Consider the following 17,026-nt stretch of genomic DNA (forward strand, 5'->3'; position numbering starts at 1 on the left):
CTCACAACTCAAACAACAAACCGACAGGCACAAAAAAGGTGAGCTTTTTTGCTCACCTTTTGTTGCTTGTTATTCGCTCACGTTGACTTCATCACTGTAGAGCGGTTCGCCTTGCATGATACTGATCTCTACACGGCGATTTCGTGAACGCATCGCTTCGTTCTCATTCGGCACGAGCGGCTTAGTATCGGCTAAACCTTGTACCCGCATGCGTTGATATGGGAAACCACGTACTTTTTCCATCTCTTGCGCTACGGATACAGCGCGCTGTGATGAGAGGTCCCAATTGGAACGATACAGCTCCGAATCTAAACGCTGATTGTCTGTGTGGCCCGAGACGCTTATCATCCCCGGAACGTCTTTCACCAAGTCGGCAATCTGTCGCACCAAAGGACGGAACTTAGGCTGCAAGAAAGCAGAACCTTCGGGGAATGCGCCTTTCTCTCGGATACGAATCACAATCTGCTGCCCAAGGTTTTCTACCTCTATCGCGCCGCTATCAATTTCTCTATCCAGCGCTTTTTTGATCGCTTCTTCAAGCGTCTCCATCTCTTGCGCCATGGCCTCAGATTGCTGCTGGTTCATCTCCGATTCAACGTTCTGGTTATTCTGCGTTGACGTTTCCGGAGATTGACCGCCGTCTAACTGGCCAGCGTCGCGTTGCGCGCCACCCGCTCTGTCAGACTCTCCTTCGTGGAACTCCAGCGTTTGCTGAGTGATGTCCATGGTTTGCTGCATTATGACATCAATGGGGGTCGGCTCTGGTCTGCCAGGGCGAAATTCTTGTGCGATGATGCTGGTGCCTTTTGGAATGTCTTTGACTTCCAATCGGTTTTGTACACCAAAAGCGAACTTCATCGAACCTGCAATTTGCTTGAACTTGAGGACATCCATCTCAGAAAACGACAACAAAAGAACGAAGAAACACATCAATAACGACATCAAGTCGGCAAACGTGCCCATCCATTGGGGAAGCCCCGGAGGTGGACACTTACAATTTTGATCATCTTCCATCTTTATGTCCTTACTCAGCGTCTACGCCAAGTGAGCGTTTACCTTCGTTGAGGTAGTTCTTCAAGTAACTGTCTATCACTCGTGGGTTCTGACCATCTTGAATAGCCAACACACCGTCCATAATCAAACGACGATTGAGGGTCTCTTGCTCACGGCGCAGAGCCAATTTGTCCGCAATCGGGAAAAACACCATGTTAGACAAAATCGCGCCGTACAGGGTGGTAAGAAGTGCAACAGCCATCGCAGGACCGATAGACTTTGGATCATCCATGTTAGAAAGCATCGCCACCAAGCCGACCAAGGTACCAATCATCCCCATCGCTGGGGCAACATCACCAAACGCTCGAAAAACCGCGCCACCACTATCATGACGGTTATCCGTCAGGCCGATATCTTTTTGCAACGCCGTACGCACCACATCCGCATCATGTCCATCAACGAGAAGATCAATGCCCTTTTGCATAAAGCTGTTGGTGATCTCCATCTCCTCAAGCGCTAAGAAACCGCCTTTACGAGCGGCATCAGCCATCTCGACAATTTTAGCAATCAAGTCTTCAGGCTCATCGGTTTTAAACATAAATGCTTTCGCAGCAATTTTTGCCGCACCGAAAAACTGCCCCATAGTGAATTTCATCAACACCACGAAGGTAGAACCACCCACAACGATTAAGATCGAGGTGACGTCGACAAACATAGTAATGCTGCCGCCTAATACCATCGCCATAATAACGAAGGCGAAACCACCAATTAGCCCTATCAGGGTTGCTAAATCCACTCGATACTCCTCGCTTCTCTTTTCTTGCGCGTCTATCTCTTCAATCGCCATGGCCTACGCAGCCAAATAACTGAGTACGCACTCGCGCATATCTTACGCAGAGTAAACTGCTTTAAAAGAATTATCGGCACCTGGAAGGTAACTTTTAATGAAAATGCGCGTTTTTTTCCAGTAAGGCCACAAAATGTAGCCAAACAAGCATAACTTCAACAAGTTACCACCAAGATAATTGCGTCTAATCGCGCGACTTTTCCGACAAAAACCACTGATAAGTTTGACCAATACCCTGCCCTGATGTAACTTGCGAGCATCTATTAAATAAGAGACATTTCATGGCCAGCAAGAAACCCGAAAACATGAGCTTTGAAGCCAGCATTGAAGAGCTTGATGGCTTGGTTGAACAGCTTGAAAACGGTGATTTAGCCCTAGAAGACGCTCTGAAAAAATTCGAGCGTGGTATCGCATTAGCTCGTGCAAGCCAAACCAAGCTTGAGCAAGCTGAACAGCGTGTGAGCATCCTGCTAGAGCAAGGACAAGACGCCGAACTTAGCGAATTTCATACAGAACAAGACTAAATAATAGATAACTCTATGATTGCGGCTTTAAGCGAATATCAATCGCGCAATAATCAACAATTGGATGTCTGGTTATCCCAACTACCACATCAAGATAACGCGCTAATCCAAGCAATGAAATATGGCCTACTGCTTGGCGGTAAGCGAGCACGGCCATTTTTGGTCTATGCTGTAGGCACAATGCTTGGACAATCTCTGCAAGATTTGGACACGCCAGCATCGGCCATTGAGTGTGTACATGCCTACTCTCTCATTCACGATGATTTACCTGCGATGGATGACGATGAGTTGCGCCGCGGCCAGCCAACTTGTCACATTAAGTTTGACGAAGCCACCGCTATCTTGACCGGTGATGCACTGCAAACTCTCGCGTTTACGATTTTGGCGGATGGATCTCTTGCACCCAATGCTGAATCTCTGCGTATCAAAATGGTATCAGAGTTAGCCAAAGCCTCTGGCGCGCAAGGGATGTGCGTAGGGCAAAGCCTTGACCTTCAGGCCGAGAACAAAGCGGTTTCTTTGTCTCAGCTAGAGGAGATTCATCGCAACAAAACCGGCGCACTTATCTCATGCGCTGTGCGTTTGGGCGCACTGGCAGCAGGTGAAAAAGGCGTTGACGTGTTACCGGCCCTTGATCGCTACGCGAAAGCGGTCGGGTTAGCCTTCCAAGTCCAAGATGACATTTTGGATGTGGTAGGAGACACAAAAACGCTAGGCAAGCCTCAAGGTTCTGATCTAGCGCTGCACAAAAGCACTTACCCTGCTCTACTTGGGCTTGAAGGTGCGCAGCAAAAAGCGAGCTTACTGCTCGAAGAAGCACTCCGCGCTTTAGACGAAGTGCCTTACGATACGACATTATTACAATCTTTTGCTCGATACGTGATCGAGCGAGAGAGCTAAACAATAAGTGCGCGAATTAGAATGACACTAGATATTTCAAAATATCCAACGCTAGCTTTAGCAAATACGCCAGAAGAGCTTCGCAGTCTGCCAAAAGAGATGCTACCAAAGCTGTGTGAAGAACTACGCACCTATCTACTGAACTCTGTCAGCCAGTCCAGTGGTCACCTTGCGTCTGGCCTCGGTACCGTCGAGCTTACCGTTGCGATTCATTACGTCTATCACACACCGTTTGACCAACTCGTCTGGGACGTAGGTCATCAAGCTTATCCACATAAGATCCTAACAGGTCGTCGTGACCAGATGCCGACCATTCGTCAAAAAGATGGACTTCACCCCTTCCCTTGGCGTGAAGAGAGCGAATATGACACGCTTTCGGTAGGGCACTCTTCAACATCGATCAGTGCCGGTCTTGGCATGGCAATCTCCGCCGCCAAAGAAGGCAAAAATCGCAAAGTAGTCAGTGTGATTGGTGACGGTGCAATTACCGCAGGTATGGCATTTGAAGCGATGAACCACGCGGGTGATGTGCACCCAGATATGCTGGTTGTTCTCAACGACAACGAAATGTCTATCTCAGAGAATGTTGGCGCACTCAATAATCATCTGGCACAGCTGTTATCTGGCAATTTTTATACTTCTATCCGCGAGGGTGGTAAGAAAGTGCTGTCTGGTGTCCCACCCATCAAAGAGCTGGTACGCCGCACCGAGGAACACCTCAAAGGCATGGTAGTTCCGGGCACGCTATTTGAAGAGCTCGGCTTTAACTACATTGGCCCCATTGATGGCCATGATGTGCTTGATTTGGTTAAGACTCTGAAGAATATGCGAGACCTCAAAGGACCGCAGTTCTTGCATATCATGACTAAAAAAGGCAAAGGCTATGAGCCTGCCGAGCGCGACCCAATTGGCTATCACGGCGTTCCTAAGTTCGACCCCGCGAAAAGTAAGCTACCAAAAAGTTCAGGCGGTAAGCCGACCTTCTCCAACATTTTTGGAGACTTCTTATGTGACATGGCGGCGCAAGATCCTAAGTTGATGGCGATCACCCCAGCCATGCGAGAAGGCTCTGGTATGGTGCGCTTCTCTAAAGAGTTCCCAGAGCAATATTTTGATGTCGCGATCGCAGAGCAGCATGCCGTAACACTGGCAACGGGTCTAGCGATTGGTGGCAACAAACCTATCGTCGCCATCTACTCGACCTTCTTGCAGCGCGGCTATGACCAGCTTATCCACGACGTGGCCATCATGAACTTACCTGTTATGTTCGCAATTGACCGCGCGGGATTAGTGGGTGCCGATGGCCAAACTCACCAAGGAGCGTTTGATCTAAGCTTTATGCGCTGTATTCCAAACATGGTGATCATGGCGCCAAGCGATGAGAATGAGTGTCGCCAGATGCTCTACACCGGCCATCAACACCAAGGTCCAAGTGCAGTCCGTTACCCTCGCGGTAGTGGCTGTGGTGCTGAGATTGAATCACAATTTACTGCTCTAGAGATCGGCAAAGGGCGAATGATTCGCCGCGGTGAAAAAGTCGCCATCCTGAGCTTTGGTACTTTCCTACCTGACGCTCTGGAAGCCGCAGATGCCCTTAATGCAACGGTTGCCGATATGCGCTTTGTCAAACCGCTTGATGAGGCGCTGATCACTGAGTTAGCACAATCTCACGATGTATTGGTCACCTTAGAAGAAAACGCCATAGCAGGCGGCGCTGGCTCTAGTGTTATCGAGTTCTTGATGCAAGAGAAACTGATGAAACCAGTGCTAACACTCGGCCTTCCTGATAAGTTTGTCGCTCAAGGCTCACAACAAGAGCTCTATCAGGAGCTTGGGCTTGATGCCGAAGGGATTCGCCAGTCAATTGAGCGTTATTTGGCAAAGTAAGCAGATTACTTTCCTCTTAATAGACAAAAAGCAGACTGGTTGAAGTCTGCTTTTTTGTGTCTTGCTGCCCAAAAAAATTACTCTGGCTTTTGCCAGTCAAATTGCTCAAACAACCCTAGCCATGTTTCATCAAAGCTCGCTTCCAAGATCAATTCATCACCAGTAATCGGGTGGGTTAGCTCCAATCGAGAAGCATGTAGCAACAACCTGTGAGAATCATAGTGCTCGCGAAACAGTCTATTGTGTTTACCGTCACCATGAGACGTGTCGCCGACAATAGGGTGGCGAAGGTGAGCCATATGGCGTCTCAATTGATGTTTGCGGCCGGTTTTGGGTTTCATCTCAACCAAGCAATAACGGCTAGTAGGAAAACGTCCGGTTGAATAAGGTACTTCGACCTTAGCCAGTGGCTCATACTGCGTGATCGCCTCTTGTGCTTCTTTCTCTTGGTCAGCAAATTTGTCGGCAATTTTGTCGAGTTCAACTTTTAGGGCGTAGTCCAGCGTGTCACCCTCTTCAATCCAACCACGCACGATAGCATGGTAGGTTTTGACCATCTCATGATTGGCAAACATTGGCATCACTTGGGATGCCACTTCACTCGATAAAGCAAAAACCAACACCCCTGATGTCGGGCGGTCTAAGCGATGTAATGGGAAGACATGCTGACCTATTTGGTCACGTAGTGTTTGCATCACGAACTGAGTTTCGTGTTTATCCAGCCATGAACGATGCACAAGCATGCCTGCTGGCTTGTTGACGGCAACCAGATACTCATCTTGATAAATAATCTCAAGCATTATGCGCAGGCCTCATCAATTTGTTTTAGTAACGCCACGAGATCATGCATCTCTGGTTGCTCTTTCCAAGCTTCTTCAAAATATGGGGTAATGGAAAATCCGCTCGGTAACGGTTGCTTTTGCTCAATCAGCCACTGCATTTTGGGCATAAAGATCCATTGAAGCCACTCACTTGGCGTCAAGGTATCGATCGCAAAAGGCTCACTGCTCATGAGTTTCTCTTGCACTGGCGGCGTGTCTTGCCAAATATTAAGGGCTTTTAAAGCTTGCTCAAGCTGATTCAGTAGCGGAAGAAGTACATGACTACGTGACATTGTTCACCAAGTAAATTGCATCTAGACCTTGAAAATGGCGCTAAGGATACCATTTAACAGGGTATTATTCTCTTTTATTGCTGAGTGCTTATGGAAACGCTGCATACCCTGACTGAACTTCTTCAAAATAGCGGTTGTGAATACCAAATTTACGATCTTGGTCGCCGAATTCAACCCATTGAAAATACACTTTTTGAAAAAGTCGAAAAGGGGTTACAAGCCTACCCTTACCCAGTGCAGCGTCAGGCCCAGCTTGCCATCGCTTACTGGAATGAATCTCAGCAACCTTGGATTTGGTTCCTCAAGTTTAATCTGGATGAAAGAGGCCTGCTAAAACAAGCCGATGTCGGTCAATTCATAAAGTTTGTCTTAGAAGCGATGGGCTCTCGACTTAGCAGTGAGATGACAGATGAGCAGCAGCAAAAGCTTGCTAATAACCCTTATACCTTTAAGCCAAATGAAGACAAAATGGCGGTATTCCATAGTCACATCCGCGCAAAGCTCAACTTAGAAACAAGCCAATACTACGAGCATGCACAGCACTATTTTACTGGCGATTTGGGTTGGAACAATTGGCAAACTGTGGGCTTGCAAGGTATTACCGACATCGCGGCACGCCTATCATCGCAGCAGAATCATGTCGCGGTTCGCAAAGCCCTAGCAAGCCTGCCGAATGAACCGCTGTACGCATTATTAGGTGCGCTTGAGCATACTCCGCTTCCTGAGAAGTTGGCACAGCGTTTATGTGACCAAGCCAAAGCACAAATCGAAAGCAATGAGCCAGACCTTTTCCTTCTATCTGCCCTTGTAAGAGCGCTTTCTGGTGCGCAAACTCAGAGTGTTGCTGATATTTACCAAGCCATCCTGAACTCCTCTCGATTGAGCCATCAAGAAGTACTCATCGGTATCGCTGGGCGCAGTTGGCATTGGCTTACTGACCCAAAAACCGCAGAGCTGTTTTTACTCCGCCTTGCAGAGACCGGAAACCAAGCGCTGTTTAATCAGTTGTTTGCTGACTTAGTTATGTTGCCAGAGCTGCGTGTCGTGATGCTTCCACTCCTGCACAGCAACCCTTCACCTCAACTTGCTCAAGCGCTAATTAAGCTACAAGACCACGCAAAGGCAGGCCAATGATAGGCGACTTGTTAGCGATTCTAGGACTGAGCTTCGCTTGCTTCCTTTTTTGGCAACAGCGTCGTCAAGCGGAGCTCGCTAAAGCGGCAATCTCAAGAAAGTGTGATCAACTTGATCTTCAATTGGTGAGCATTGCATTAGGGGCGCATAGAATAAAAACGCCAGCAGGTCGCTGGCGTTGGCATACAGTTTATCAATTTGAGTTCTCCGCTCTTGGCGATGATTGTTATGTGGGAGAGTTAGTCATGATAGGGTTTAGGCCAATGAACTTCTCTCTTCCACCGCATCGTATGTAGTGTCTGCGTTCACGCTAAACATCAACTCATAATAGGGGCTAAACTCATCACGGGTTTGGCCTTGTATTTTAAACCCCAGCTTAGCAAGTAGCTTTAAAGAAGCGAGGTTATCAATGTTGACCGACGCCTTAACTTGAGTCAGCTCAAGGTGCTTCACTACTTTAGGGAAGAATGCCAGCAATGACTCCGTCGCTAAACCCTGTCCCCATACTGATTTGTCAAAAATAAAGCCAAGCTCGGGGGTCGTATCTAGATCAGAAATAAACAGGTGGCCAATATACTCATTGGTGCTGCTTTGGACGACGGCTACTGAGTAGTTAGACTCATCGCTCATCATCGAATCAAATAGCTGCTTCGCACTGGCAACAGTATGTGGACCGTTCATTTGCGCGCGATTCTTAGGGCAACAGTTCAACATAATGAATTCATTTCTGAATTCATTACTGTAAGGCAGTAACAGTGTTCTTCGCGTCACTAATGTCACAACATACTCTCACAAAATCATATCGCTGCCAGTGTGCCTAAGGCTCAACGACAGAGGTTCGTAAACGGGATAGTTATCTTGGATAGTTGCCAAAATAGACGGTTATCAAAGATAGATAGTAAAAGTGCGAACTGACGAAATTATTGTTGTGCTCTTTACTGTTAAGCGAGCATTCTTTATTGAGAGTCGTATACCGATAAATAACCACTTACTTTCAAGTGGCATAGAGCCAGAAAAGACAAGCCCCGATACTCTCGTATCGGGGCTAAAGTCTTACTCGCAGCGATCCGGCTACAAATTATGCTCCATGCATCATCCGTAATAGTGCTGAATCCTTCAGCTTTCCATTCATCGCCTTACCTAGCGGTGTCCTTTACTTCCATAATACTTTTCATCCTCGAAAAGTACTCATCACCCTATCCGTGAGTGGTGTCCATTGCATTCATCCTAAATGCGCATCCTACTTCATCCTGAAGTGCATCCTATTCGTCCCTAGTCTTACTTCCTGTAAGTCTCTGTCCTTGGGCTTCCTGCAATAACAACCTTGTTTGTATCGGCTTCTATTCCTAAAGCTCGATTTTTATCCTTAAGTCGACTCCCTGCCGACACCTATAATCTACCTCTAACGAGTGACTCTCTCAATACAGCTAGAAAATAGAAATTCTCCGAAAAAACACAAAGCAACCACTAAAACAATAAATAACAACAACTTAAATAGAATTCAGGTCATAATCCACCTCACAAAATGCTAAATACTCACATAGGGTGTAAGAGATCTCTCACACTCAGTTGCCCATTTATCCCTTCGGTAAAAAGACTCCCGTTCCAGACAAAGAATCGTTATCATGATCACTACCAAGCAATTAGCCGAATTTTGATAGGAGCGCTTATGCTAACCAAAGATGTCACTCAAGAAATTGAGGCGGCGATTGAGCAGATTCACGCTCTTGGCAAAGAGCCAACCGTAGCTTTAGTAAAAAGCCGCATTTCCACCGGTGTACCTATGCCAGCCTTGATCACCGCGATCAGAAGCTGGAAAAATGCAAAGCGTATACCCAAAGTAGAGGTTGCTGCCCAGCAAGAGCCAAGCGATCGCCTGACAGAACTAGAGAACAAAGTAGCAACACTGACGGCTAGGATAGAGCAACTAGAAGCGCTAATTAGTGAGAAAGTCGGTGAGAAAGCATGACGATTTGGGTTGATGCCGATGCCTGTCCGAAGGTTATCAGAGAAACACTGGTTCGCGCTGCAGAACGCACTGGTGTTGAGTGTGTGTTTGTTGCAAACCACGCCATTCCATTGCCAAAGCGCAACAATATTCGTTCATTGCAAGTCTCAGCGGGCTTTGACATTGCCGACAACGAGATAGTACAACGCTGCCAAAATGGCGATTTGATCATTACTTCTGATATTCCACTTGCGGATGAAGTGATCGCAAAAGGTGCGCTGGCACTGAGTTCCCGTGGCGAGCTTTACACCAAAGAGACCATCAAAGCACGCCTCAATATCCGTGATTTTATGGATACGATGCGCTCAAGTGGTATTCAAACGGGTGGCCCTGCTGCGCTCAGTCAAACCGAACGTCGTGAGTTTGCCAATCAACTCGACCGCTGGCTGGCCAAACAAAAGCGTTAAGCCTAACGGTTACTTATCTATAGAAACAAAAAAACCTGCCGAAGCAGGTTTTTTTGTTTCTATCAATTCGCCTTAAGGCGTGTAGTACGTTGCCGCACCAGGACCTACTGGCAAGCCTAGGACAAATACCCAGATGTAGAACAGTAGTGACCAACCCACGATGAAGACAAGTGAGTAAGGAAGCATCGTCGCAATCAGCGTACCGATACCTAGATTCTTCATGTAACGAGTTGCTACCGCAAGGATAAGGCCGAAGTAGCTCATCATTGGCGTAATGATGTTTGTCGTTGAGTCACCGATACGGTAAGCCGCCTGAATAGTTTCAGGTGCGTAGCCAACTAGCATCAGCATCGGAACAAAGATAGGTGCTGTTACCGCCCACTGTGCAGAAGCTGAACCAATCATTAGGTTGATAAAGCCACACATTAGGATGAATGCAAAGAACAGTGCAGGGCCAGTTAGACCGATGTTCTGTAGGAACTCTGCACCGGTTACCGCGATAACTTGGCCAAAATTTGTCCAGCTAAAGAAAGCAACGAACTGAGCAGCGAAGAATACCAGAACAATGTACATACCCATTGATGACATTGACTTAGACATCGCGTCAATCACATCACGGTCAGTGTTCATCACGCCAGTTACTTTACCGTAGACAAAGCCAGGAATCGCAAAGAAAACAAAGATAAATGCTACGATACTTCTTAAGAAAGGCGAGCCAGAGATCTGACCGTCAGCAGTACGTAGTACACCGTCAGCAGGAACGACAGTCCAAGCAATTAGAGCACTGACAACCAAAACAGCGATACCCGCCATTTTCAGGCCTTTCTTCTCGATGTCTGTCAGCTTACCCATGGTATCGCCAGAAAGATCTTCTGCCGCTTCTTCTTCGTTGTATTTGCCGAGCTTAGGCTCAACCAGCTTCTCCGTTACAAATGCACCAGCAAATGAGATGAAGAAGGTTGAAACGAACATGAAGTACCAGTTCACCTCTGGGCCTACTCGGTAAGTTGGGTCAATCATAACCGCCGCTGTTTCTGTAATACCAGACAACAGTGGATCAACCGTACCGATAAGAAGGTTTGCAGAGTAACCACCCGATACACCAGCAAAAGCGGCTGCTAGGCCTGCAAGTGGGTGACGACCCATAGAGTGAAATAGCATTGCTGCTAGTGGAATAAGAACCACATAACCAAGCTCAGAGGCTGTGTTTGAGATAATACCCGCGAAGACAACCGTTACGGTTACCATGCGCTGAGATGCGCCCATCACTAGGCCACGCATTGCCGCAGAAAGAAGACCTGAATGCTCAGCAATCGCAACACCCAGCATTGCAACTAATACAGTACCTAAAGGAGCAAAACCAACAAAGTTTGAGACCAGATTAGTAACAATACGCTGAAGACCTTCAGCATTAAGCAGACTCACTACATGAATCATACCGTCAGCAGCACGACCCGGTGCGCCTTCTGGGCGTGGGTCCATAACAGAGACATCAAAATAGCCTGCAATGCCAGAACTCACGAGAATCGCTAAACAGAAGATAGCAAATAGTGTGATTGGGTGTGGCAGTAGATTCCCTAAATATTCTACTGCATCAAGAAAACGCGTAAACAGCGATTTCTTCTGTGTGTTTGTATCTTTAATTGAAGCAGATGAACTCACCTGTTCCCTCCTTATTTTGTTTTGTAGCCTTGTGCGAACGAAACACAAAGCTCGCGCAGGTTACTGCAACATGACAAAAATTTGAAGGGCAAAAAGTCATCAACGCATCATAAAAACCCATACTTTCTGTATAAATTACATAAAAAACCTAAAAAAGAATAAAAACACAACATTTTAACAACACCATAAAAACCAACCCGATTCATCTATAACGCCCCGTTGTCACTTATAATTCTCTCAATAAGTCGGTTTTCGAGAGTTCTAATTTACTGCGACTCGATGTTATTCGATATAATAAGCCTATTGCATCCATTTTTGTGAAGTTGATCAATGTTTAACATTACACCAATTGGGGTTATTGAGAGCCCCTTCAAAGAAAAGTTTGCCGTTCCTCGTCAGCCACGCCTTACCAAGAACGCAACTGCACGCATAAAACTCATCGGGACAGCCAACTGCCCGGAAGCGGTACGTGGCTTGGATAATTTCTCTCATGTTTGGCTGTTATTCCTATTCGACCAAAACCTTGAGGCGGGTTGGAAACCAACCGTTCGCCCTCCTCGCCTAGGTGGCAATGAACGTATCGGCGTATTTGCATCGCGTTCTACTTTTCGTCCAAATGGTATTGGCATGTCTGCGGTGGAAATTAACGGCATTCATATTGAGGGAGACCAAGTTTATATCGAACTTGGCAGTGTCGATTTGGTTGACGGCACCCCGCTCGTGGATATTAAACCCTATATCCCCTACTCCGACTCTATACCCGAGGCGCAAGGGAGTTACGCAGAGGAGCAACCCAATACCCTACCGGTTACTTTTAGTGAGCAAGCCAACCTATACTTAGACCAACGCTTGGAAGGTGAGAGTGAAAAACAGGTGATCCACCAAGTGTTGGCTCAAGACCCTCGCCCGGCCTATAAGAAAAACAAGCCTGACACTAAAGAATATGCGGTGAATTTGTACGATATGAACGTAAAATTCCAAGTAAGCGACAAGTTAGTAACAGTTACTGCAATAGAAGGCTTTTGACAAAGCCAATTGGCTGATATTATACACGGCTTGATTTGATTCCCTCTGCCAATAACAACTTGGTTCAGGGTCCTTTAAATATGATGAAACGGATACCATAGAATGCGTACCAGTAACTATCTTCTTTCTACTCTGAAAGAGACTCCAAACGACGCAGAAGTTATCAGCCACCAGCTGATGCTACGTGCAGGTATGATCCGTAAGCTAGCTTCAGGTCTATATACTTGGCTACCTACCGGTCTGCGTGTACTGCGTAAAGTCGAAAACATCGTTCGCCAAGAGATCGATAATGCAGGTGCAGTTGAGACTTTAATGCCCGTAGTGCAGCCGTTTGAGCTTTGGGAAGAGACTGGTCGTAGCGAAAAGATGGGTGCAGAGCTTCTGCGCTTTACCGACCGTCATGAGCGTCCGTTTGTTCTTAGCCCAACGGCTGAAGAAGTGGTCACTAGTCTAGTGCGCAATGAAGTGAACTCTTACAAACAGTTGCCGTTAAACCTATACCAAATTCAAACTAAATTCCGTGACGAGCGCCGCCCACGTTTCGGCGTGATGCGTGCACGTGAATTCTCAATGATGGACGCATACAGCTTCGACTTAGACAAAGAAGGTCTAGAGAAGTCATACGAAGCGATGCATAGCGCATACTGTAAAGCGTTTGACCGCATGGGTCTTGATTACCGCCCAGTGTTGGCTGACACCGGTGCTATCGGTGGTAATGGCTCACACGAATTCCACGTACTCGCAGAAAGCGGCGAAGACCTTATCGCCTTCTCTTCTGAGTCTGACTACGCTGCCAACATCGAAAAAGCGGAAGCATTAGCTCCAGCAACAGAATTGGCCGCGCCAACTCAAGAGATGACGCTGGTTGATACGCCAAATGCGAAAACCATCGCTGAGCTTGTTGAGCAATTTGATCTCCCTATCGAGAAAACCGTTAAGACACTCTTCGTTAAAGCCTCTGATGAAATTGACGCAGACATCATCGCGCTGATCATCCGTGGCGATCACGAGCTAAACGAAATCAAAGCAGAAAACCTTGCTGAAGTGGCTTCTCCTCTTGAGATGGCGACAGAAGAAGAGATTCGTGCACTCATCGGTGCAGGCCCTGGCTCTCTAGGTCCTGTCGGCCTTGAGCTGCCATTCATCGTTGACCGTTCAGTTGCTGTTATGAGTGACTTTGGTGCTGGCGCAAACGTGGATGACAAGCACTACTTCGGTATCAACTGGGGTCGTGATGTTGAGCTTGGCCAAGTAGAAGATCTGCGTAACGTTGTCGAAGGTGACCCAAGCCCATGTGGCCAAGGTGTTATCCAGCTTAAGCGTGGTATCGAAGTAGGTCACATCTTCCAACTAGGTACTAACTACTCTGAGAAAATGAACGCAGGTGTACTTGGTCCTGACGGTAAGAACACTATCCTAGAGATGGGTTGTTACGGTATCGGTGTTTCTCGTGTCGTTGCTTCTGCAATTGAGCAGAATCACGACAAATACGGCATCATCTGGCCTGACGCATTAGCTCCTTTCCAAGTCGCTATCGTACCGATGAACATGCACAAGTCAGAAGAAGTGAAAGAAGCGGCTGAAAAGCTCTACGCTGAACTGACTGCAATGGGTATTGAAGTGCTGTTCGATGATCGTAAAGAGCGCCCTGGCGTCATGTTCTCAGATATGGAACTTGTTGGTATCCCACACACTATCGTGATTGGTGATCGCAGCATGAAAGAAGGCAACTTCGAGTACAAGAACCGCCGTACAGGTGATAAAACAGCCATCGCTATGGCAGATATCGTCGAGCACGTGAAAGCACAGCTGAGCTAATCACTCACCAGCGCAATTGCTTTAAATCAAAGGGTTGAGCACTAGTCTCAGCCCTTTTTTGTATTTGCGTTTTGCAGTGTGTATATTGTCTGGCAGTTAGAATAGGGTCAAAGACCAAAGAATAAGGAAACCTCATGCAAGTTTACGGTTGTTGTGAATTAGTTCGCGAGCTATACGCTCAAATTGGCAGTGGCGATCAAGCGTATATCCCACAAGCGATCAGTTGTGCAGTCAAGGCACTCAATGAGATCGCTGCGGATGAGTCATTACCAAAAGAGGCGCGTGAAAAAGCAGCCTTTGCTGCGGCAAACTTACTGATCTCTGATTTTGAGGATAAGTAATGAACCTTTCAAACTTTGAAAACATGGATCCAGTCATGTTGATGAGTATCGTTAACATGAAGTTGCGTGATGACTTTTCAGGGGATCTCGACAAACTCGCGGTGTTTTTCGAGATAGATCGAGCAGCGCTAGAAGCAAAGCTCGCTGCTGCTGGGTTTGATTATCTGCCTGACGCAGGTCAGTTTAGGTAAATTAGAACAACTCTAGAACTAGAACTCTTGTGCCAATACTTCCCGCTATTGGCACAAGAGTACTCTTAGCCCATCATATCGACTGGTTGCGGTATATGATGAAGTTGAGACACAAAAGAGACCGCTTCGCTGCGCCGCCGCACTCCCAGCTTTTTATACAGCTTATAGATATGGGTTTTCACCGTACTCTCTGCAACAAATAGATCATCCGCAATCTCTATATTCGACTGCCCTTGAACAAGCCGTTCAAGTATCTGCTTTTCGCGCCGAGTTAAGTGGGTAAGACTTGTCTCATACCCGACATTTGCTTGCCTGTATCGCTCAAGCATTTTACCCATAACGTTGCGCGGCAACCATGTACCACCGCTCATTATCTCTTCAACTGCTCGTGTGAGGTGATCGGCAGGTGCATCACTTAACAACATACCCTTTAAGCCATGCCACTGTATGATCTCCTCTTGAGGAAAACGCTGGGGGACGTTATAGATGATTAGATCATGACTGATGATCTCTGTCCATAACAGCTCTGATATCGACAGTTTTCTAGCATCCTGAAAGTCCATTAATATCAAACAAACGTTTACAAATTTCGAGTTCTGATTAAGCCTATCGATTGAACAAGAAATCACTTCGAACTGCGCTAAATGGTTTAGCTGCTGTTCTACCAACTTAGTTGTTATATTTGCGTTCCCTAGTAGCAGTACCGACATATTATTCTTATTCATGCCTGTTGGTCCTTTACTCTAAGTACAATCCTATCCTAGCCACTTTAATGTGACATTCAATCCAAAATGTTAATTTTTGCGCCACTATACATCAGTGCAAAAAATACTTTTATCGACACAAATCATTGATGTAAATACAAAACCAGAATTAACCTCATAAAAAGTATGAGAAAAAAATACTACTTTTTTCAGTGATACAACCTCTATCGTACTGACCGATTTTCTATCTCAGATTATATTTTTTCACCAACAGGACGGGTTATTTTTCGAGTAAGAGGCTCTCTACTCGATCGGAGAAACTGAAATGGACATTCGATATACCAAAGTACCACGCAGGCTATGTGCAGCGTTTTTGTGCGCCAGTGCCCTCTCAGTTCAAGTGTGTGCCTCTGATGATCTTTCTATGACCGTTTCGGGGCATATCGAGTCTATGTGCTATCTAACGCTAGAGCAGGAAGCTGCTGTCACATTGCGCAATAACACTCTCTCTCGTGTTGACTTAGATCTCTATTGTAATCAACCCATGTCACTAGGCATTCAATCTCGCAACGGGGGCATAAAGCATGATAGCTCCAATTTACTCAGTCCCTACTCTGTCAAGGTCAGCGTCCCTAAAGCCCTGATCAACAGCGAGATAAAAAGCCCTGATTTGCAACAGATACACTATTTCGACTCAGGCCAAACAATCCCTTATTCAGCGATTGGTCAACTGACCTTCGAGCTGCAAGAACCTCTCATTGTTGCCGGTATTTACCGAGATACGGTAACCGTCAGTTTGGCACCAAGGTTAATTCTGAGTCCTTAAAGGTTTTGCCATAAGGCAAAAAACTCTATGCCATGAGCATGGAACCCAAAACTAACTATCGTAAAGACGGAGTTTTACTCATGAAAAAATTAGCACTAACAGCAGCAGTCAGCGTACTAATGGCAGGTCAGGTTTATGCGGATCCAGACTTCTCTGGTGAACCAATTGACTTTGAATTGGAAGCAGAAGTAGAGAGTACATGTTACGTATCATTTTTCAGCAGCACATTACTCAATGACACAATGAACTTCGGTACACCTTCTGTCGATGACTCTCTAGACGGCGATATTACGTTTAAGTGTAATGACCCTGATGGTGCCACCCTCACAATGACCTCTGCTCAGGGCGGCCTAACAAACATTGACTTGCTATCTGAAAAAGTCAAATACGAGGCAAAACTGACTGTCGGAACAGCTTCAAGCACCCTTGTAACCACTGAAGGCGAAAATGAGTCTGCTACTTTAGAAGTGCCTGCATCAGCAACACTGGCCGGCGCTGGCCAGTCAGGTAATGTCTTGGTGACGCTAAAAGAGAGTGCAACCTATGCGGGTGAGTACTTAGATACTCTAACTATTCAGATCGCGGCCAACTAAGCCATCGTTATAGATAAAGGTATGAGGTTCAGGCCTCATACCTTCAATAAA

20 protein-coding genes are annotated in these 17,026 nt (G+C 46.5%); 13 read left to right on the forward strand and 7 right to left on the reverse strand.

Features of this window, described 5'->3' with window-relative positions:
• Positions 1 to 69: 69 nt before the first annotated feature.
• Both QWZ05_RS09320 and pomA read right to left on the reverse strand, forming a co-directional pair.
• The gene (locus QWZ05_RS09320) at positions 70 to 1,014 is read right to left on the reverse strand and encodes a flagellar motor protein MotB (RefSeq protein ID WP_264874955.1); all 945 of its coding nucleotides are present in this window, start codon (positions 1,012 to 1,014) and stop codon (positions 70 to 72) included.
• A 10-nt stretch (positions 1,015 to 1,024) separates the two neighbouring features.
• Positions 1,025 to 1,789 (reverse strand): flagellar motor protein PomA, encoded by a 765-nt coding sequence (gene pomA / locus QWZ05_RS09325; protein WP_264874954.1) that lies wholly within the window; start codon positions 1,787 to 1,789, stop codon positions 1,025 to 1,027.
• A gap of 332 nt (positions 1,790 to 2,121) precedes the next feature.
• On the opposite strand from pomA, the gene xseB reads away from it, so the two are divergent.
• Genes xseB through dxs form a run of 3 tightly spaced genes read left to right on the forward strand, consistent with a single transcriptional unit; the run spans position 2,122 to position 5,151 of the window.
• On the forward strand, positions 2,122 to 2,364 hold the full coding sequence (gene xseB, locus QWZ05_RS09330) for an exodeoxyribonuclease VII small subunit (protein WP_264874953.1): 243 nt from the start codon (positions 2,122 to 2,124) through the stop codon (positions 2,362 to 2,364).
• A 15-nt stretch (positions 2,365 to 2,379) separates the two neighbouring features.
• Positions 2,380 to 3,264: a (2E,6E)-farnesyl diphosphate synthase gene (gene ispA / locus QWZ05_RS09335; RefSeq protein ID WP_264874952.1), complete on the forward strand. Its 885-nt coding sequence runs from the start codon at positions 2,380 to 2,382 to the stop codon at positions 3,262 to 3,264.
• Between the two features lie 21 nt (positions 3,265 to 3,285).
• On the forward strand, positions 3,286 to 5,151 hold the full coding sequence (dxs, locus tag QWZ05_RS09340; RefSeq protein WP_264874951.1) for a 1-deoxy-D-xylulose-5-phosphate synthase: 1,866 nt from the start codon (positions 3,286 to 3,288) through the stop codon (positions 5,149 to 5,151).
• A 77-nt stretch (positions 5,152 to 5,228) separates the two neighbouring features.
• Here the strand turns inward: dxs and truC are convergent, their stop codons facing one another.
• A complete protein-coding gene (gene truC, locus QWZ05_RS09345) occupies positions 5,229 to 5,960 on the reverse strand; it encodes a tRNA pseudouridine(65) synthase TruC (protein ID WP_264875464.1) in 732 nt (243 codons plus the stop codon).
• Positions 5,951 to 6,265, reverse strand: coding sequence for a YqcC family protein (locus tag QWZ05_RS09350; RefSeq protein WP_264874950.1), 315 nt, complete (start codon positions 6,263 to 6,265; stop codon positions 5,951 to 5,953). Before QWZ05_RS09350 ends, truC begins: the two co-directional genes overlap by 10 nt.
• A 90-nt stretch (positions 6,266 to 6,355) precedes the next feature.
• Here QWZ05_RS09350 and QWZ05_RS09355 point away from each other — a divergent pair, with 90 nt between their 5' ends.
• The gene (locus tag QWZ05_RS09355; protein WP_264874949.1) at positions 6,356 to 7,399 is read left to right on the forward strand and encodes a DUF3549 family protein; all 1,044 of its coding nucleotides are present in this window, start codon (positions 6,356 to 6,358) and stop codon (positions 7,397 to 7,399) included.
• Complete coding sequence (locus tag QWZ05_RS09360) at positions 7,396 to 7,695, forward strand: DUF3301 domain-containing protein (protein ID WP_264874948.1); 300 nt, start codon at positions 7,396 to 7,398, stop codon at positions 7,693 to 7,695. Before QWZ05_RS09355 ends, QWZ05_RS09360 begins: the two co-directional genes overlap by 4 nt.
• Here QWZ05_RS09360 and QWZ05_RS09365 read toward each other — a convergent pair.
• A complete protein-coding gene (locus QWZ05_RS09365; RefSeq protein WP_264874947.1) occupies positions 7,655 to 8,179 on the reverse strand; it encodes a GNAT family N-acetyltransferase in 525 nt (174 codons plus the stop codon). The genes QWZ05_RS09360 and QWZ05_RS09365 overlap by 41 nt on opposite strands.
• A gap of 889 nt (positions 8,180 to 9,068) precedes the next feature.
• On the opposite strand from QWZ05_RS09365, the gene QWZ05_RS09370 reads away from it, so the two are divergent.
• Together QWZ05_RS09370 and QWZ05_RS09375 are read left to right on the forward strand one after the other, a co-directional pair.
• Positions 9,069 to 9,368: a hypothetical protein gene (locus QWZ05_RS09370; protein ID WP_264874946.1), complete on the forward strand. Its 300-nt coding sequence runs from the start codon at positions 9,069 to 9,071 to the stop codon at positions 9,366 to 9,368.
• Positions 9,365 to 9,814, forward strand: a complete 450-nt coding sequence (locus QWZ05_RS09375) for a YaiI/YqxD family protein (RefSeq protein ID WP_264874945.1) — start codon at positions 9,365 to 9,367, stop codon at positions 9,812 to 9,814. The genes QWZ05_RS09370 and QWZ05_RS09375 overlap by 4 nt, the downstream gene beginning before the upstream one ends.
• A gap of 72 nt (positions 9,815 to 9,886) precedes the next feature.
• Here the strand turns inward: QWZ05_RS09375 and QWZ05_RS09380 are convergent, their stop codons facing one another.
• Positions 9,887 to 11,476 (reverse strand): AbgT family transporter, encoded by a 1,590-nt coding sequence (locus QWZ05_RS09380; RefSeq protein WP_264874944.1) that lies wholly within the window; start codon positions 11,474 to 11,476, stop codon positions 9,887 to 9,889.
• Positions 11,477 to 11,806: 330 nt separating this feature from the next.
• Between QWZ05_RS09380 and tsaA the strand changes: the two genes are divergently transcribed.
• The 4 genes from tsaA to QWZ05_RS09400 all read left to right on the forward strand — a co-directional run bounded on the left by tsaA (position 11,807) and on the right by QWZ05_RS09400 (position 14,852).
• On the forward strand, positions 11,807 to 12,502 hold the full coding sequence (tsaA, locus tag QWZ05_RS09385) for a tRNA (N6-threonylcarbamoyladenosine(37)-N6)-methyltransferase TrmO (RefSeq protein ID WP_264874943.1): 696 nt from the start codon (positions 11,807 to 11,809) through the stop codon (positions 12,500 to 12,502).
• A gap of 102 nt (positions 12,503 to 12,604) precedes the next feature.
• Positions 12,605 to 14,320 carry a proline--tRNA ligase gene (locus QWZ05_RS09390; protein ID WP_264874942.1) on the forward strand — a complete coding sequence of 572 codons (1,716 nt, stop codon included), beginning with the start codon at positions 12,605 to 12,607 and terminating at the stop codon, positions 14,318 to 14,320.
• A 134-nt stretch (positions 14,321 to 14,454) separates the two neighbouring features.
• The gene (locus QWZ05_RS09395; protein WP_264874941.1) at positions 14,455 to 14,661 is read left to right on the forward strand and encodes a YaeP family protein; all 207 of its coding nucleotides are present in this window, start codon (positions 14,455 to 14,457) and stop codon (positions 14,659 to 14,661) included.
• A complete protein-coding gene (locus QWZ05_RS09400) occupies positions 14,661 to 14,852 on the forward strand; it encodes a DUF4250 domain-containing protein (protein ID WP_264874940.1) in 192 nt (63 codons plus the stop codon). Before QWZ05_RS09395 ends, QWZ05_RS09400 begins: the two co-directional genes overlap by 1 nt.
• 65 nt (positions 14,853 to 14,917) lie before the next feature.
• Here the strand turns inward: QWZ05_RS09400 and QWZ05_RS09405 are convergent, their stop codons facing one another.
• Complete coding sequence (locus tag QWZ05_RS09405; RefSeq protein ID WP_289961933.1) at positions 14,918 to 15,577, reverse strand: response regulator transcription factor; 660 nt, start codon at positions 15,575 to 15,577, stop codon at positions 14,918 to 14,920.
• 304 nt (positions 15,578 to 15,881) lie between these two features.
• Here QWZ05_RS09405 and QWZ05_RS09410 point away from each other — a divergent pair, with 304 nt between their 5' ends.
• Both QWZ05_RS09410 and QWZ05_RS09415 read left to right on the forward strand, forming a co-directional pair.
• Positions 15,882 to 16,382 (forward strand): hypothetical protein, encoded by a 501-nt coding sequence (locus QWZ05_RS09410; protein WP_290298108.1) that lies wholly within the window; start codon positions 15,882 to 15,884, stop codon positions 16,380 to 16,382.
• 80 nt (positions 16,383 to 16,462) lie between these two features.
• The gene (locus QWZ05_RS09415) at positions 16,463 to 16,975 is read left to right on the forward strand and encodes a hypothetical protein (protein ID WP_290298110.1); all 513 of its coding nucleotides are present in this window, start codon (positions 16,463 to 16,465) and stop codon (positions 16,973 to 16,975) included.
• Positions 16,976 to 17,026: the final 51 nt, after the last annotated feature.

The organism is Vibrio agarivorans, from assembly GCF_030409635.1.
GTDB classification, from domain to species: domain Bacteria; phylum Pseudomonadota; class Gammaproteobacteria; order Enterobacterales; family Vibrionaceae; genus Vibrio; species Vibrio agarivorans.

What these genes read in the sequence shown, in the direction of transcription:
- QWZ05_RS09320 (WP_264874955.1), bottom strand. Translation starts at nt 1,014, where the DNA reads ATGGAAGATGATCAAAATTGTAAGTGTCCACCTCCGGGGCTTCCCCAA.
- xseB (WP_264874953.1), top strand. Translation starts at nt 2,122, where the DNA reads ATGGCCAGCAAGAAACCCGAAAACATGAGCTTTGAAGCCAGCATTGAA.
- ispA (WP_264874952.1), top strand. Translation starts at nt 2,380, where the DNA reads ATGATTGCGGCTTTAAGCGAATATCAATCGCGCAATAATCAACAATTG.
- dxs (WP_264874951.1), top strand. Translation starts at nt 3,286, where the DNA reads ATGACACTAGATATTTCAAAATATCCAACGCTAGCTTTAGCAAATACG.
- QWZ05_RS09350 (WP_264874950.1), bottom strand. Translation starts at nt 6,265, where the DNA reads ATGTCACGTAGTCATGTACTTCTTCCGCTACTGAATCAGCTTGAGCAA.
- QWZ05_RS09355 (WP_264874949.1), top strand. Translation starts at nt 6,356, where the DNA reads ATGGAAACGCTGCATACCCTGACTGAACTTCTTCAAAATAGCGGTTGT.
- QWZ05_RS09360 (WP_264874948.1), top strand. Translation starts at nt 7,396, where the DNA reads ATGATAGGCGACTTGTTAGCGATTCTAGGACTGAGCTTCGCTTGCTTC.
- QWZ05_RS09370 (WP_264874946.1), top strand. Translation starts at nt 9,069, where the DNA reads ATGCTAACCAAAGATGTCACTCAAGAAATTGAGGCGGCGATTGAGCAG.
- QWZ05_RS09375 (WP_264874945.1), top strand. Translation starts at nt 9,365, where the DNA reads ATGACGATTTGGGTTGATGCCGATGCCTGTCCGAAGGTTATCAGAGAA.
- tsaA (WP_264874943.1), top strand. Translation starts at nt 11,807, where the DNA reads ATGTTTAACATTACACCAATTGGGGTTATTGAGAGCCCCTTCAAAGAA.
- QWZ05_RS09390 (WP_264874942.1), top strand. Translation starts at nt 12,605, where the DNA reads ATGCGTACCAGTAACTATCTTCTTTCTACTCTGAAAGAGACTCCAAAC.
- QWZ05_RS09395 (WP_264874941.1), top strand. Translation starts at nt 14,455, where the DNA reads ATGCAAGTTTACGGTTGTTGTGAATTAGTTCGCGAGCTATACGCTCAA.
- QWZ05_RS09400 (WP_264874940.1), top strand. Translation starts at nt 14,661, where the DNA reads ATGAACCTTTCAAACTTTGAAAACATGGATCCAGTCATGTTGATGAGT.
- QWZ05_RS09405 (WP_289961933.1), bottom strand. Translation starts at nt 15,577, where the DNA reads ATGAATAAGAATAATATGTCGGTACTGCTACTAGGGAACGCAAATATA.
- QWZ05_RS09410 (WP_290298108.1), top strand. Translation starts at nt 15,882, where the DNA reads ATGGACATTCGATATACCAAAGTACCACGCAGGCTATGTGCAGCGTTT.
- QWZ05_RS09415 (WP_290298110.1), top strand. Translation starts at nt 16,463, where the DNA reads ATGAAAAAATTAGCACTAACAGCAGCAGTCAGCGTACTAATGGCAGGT.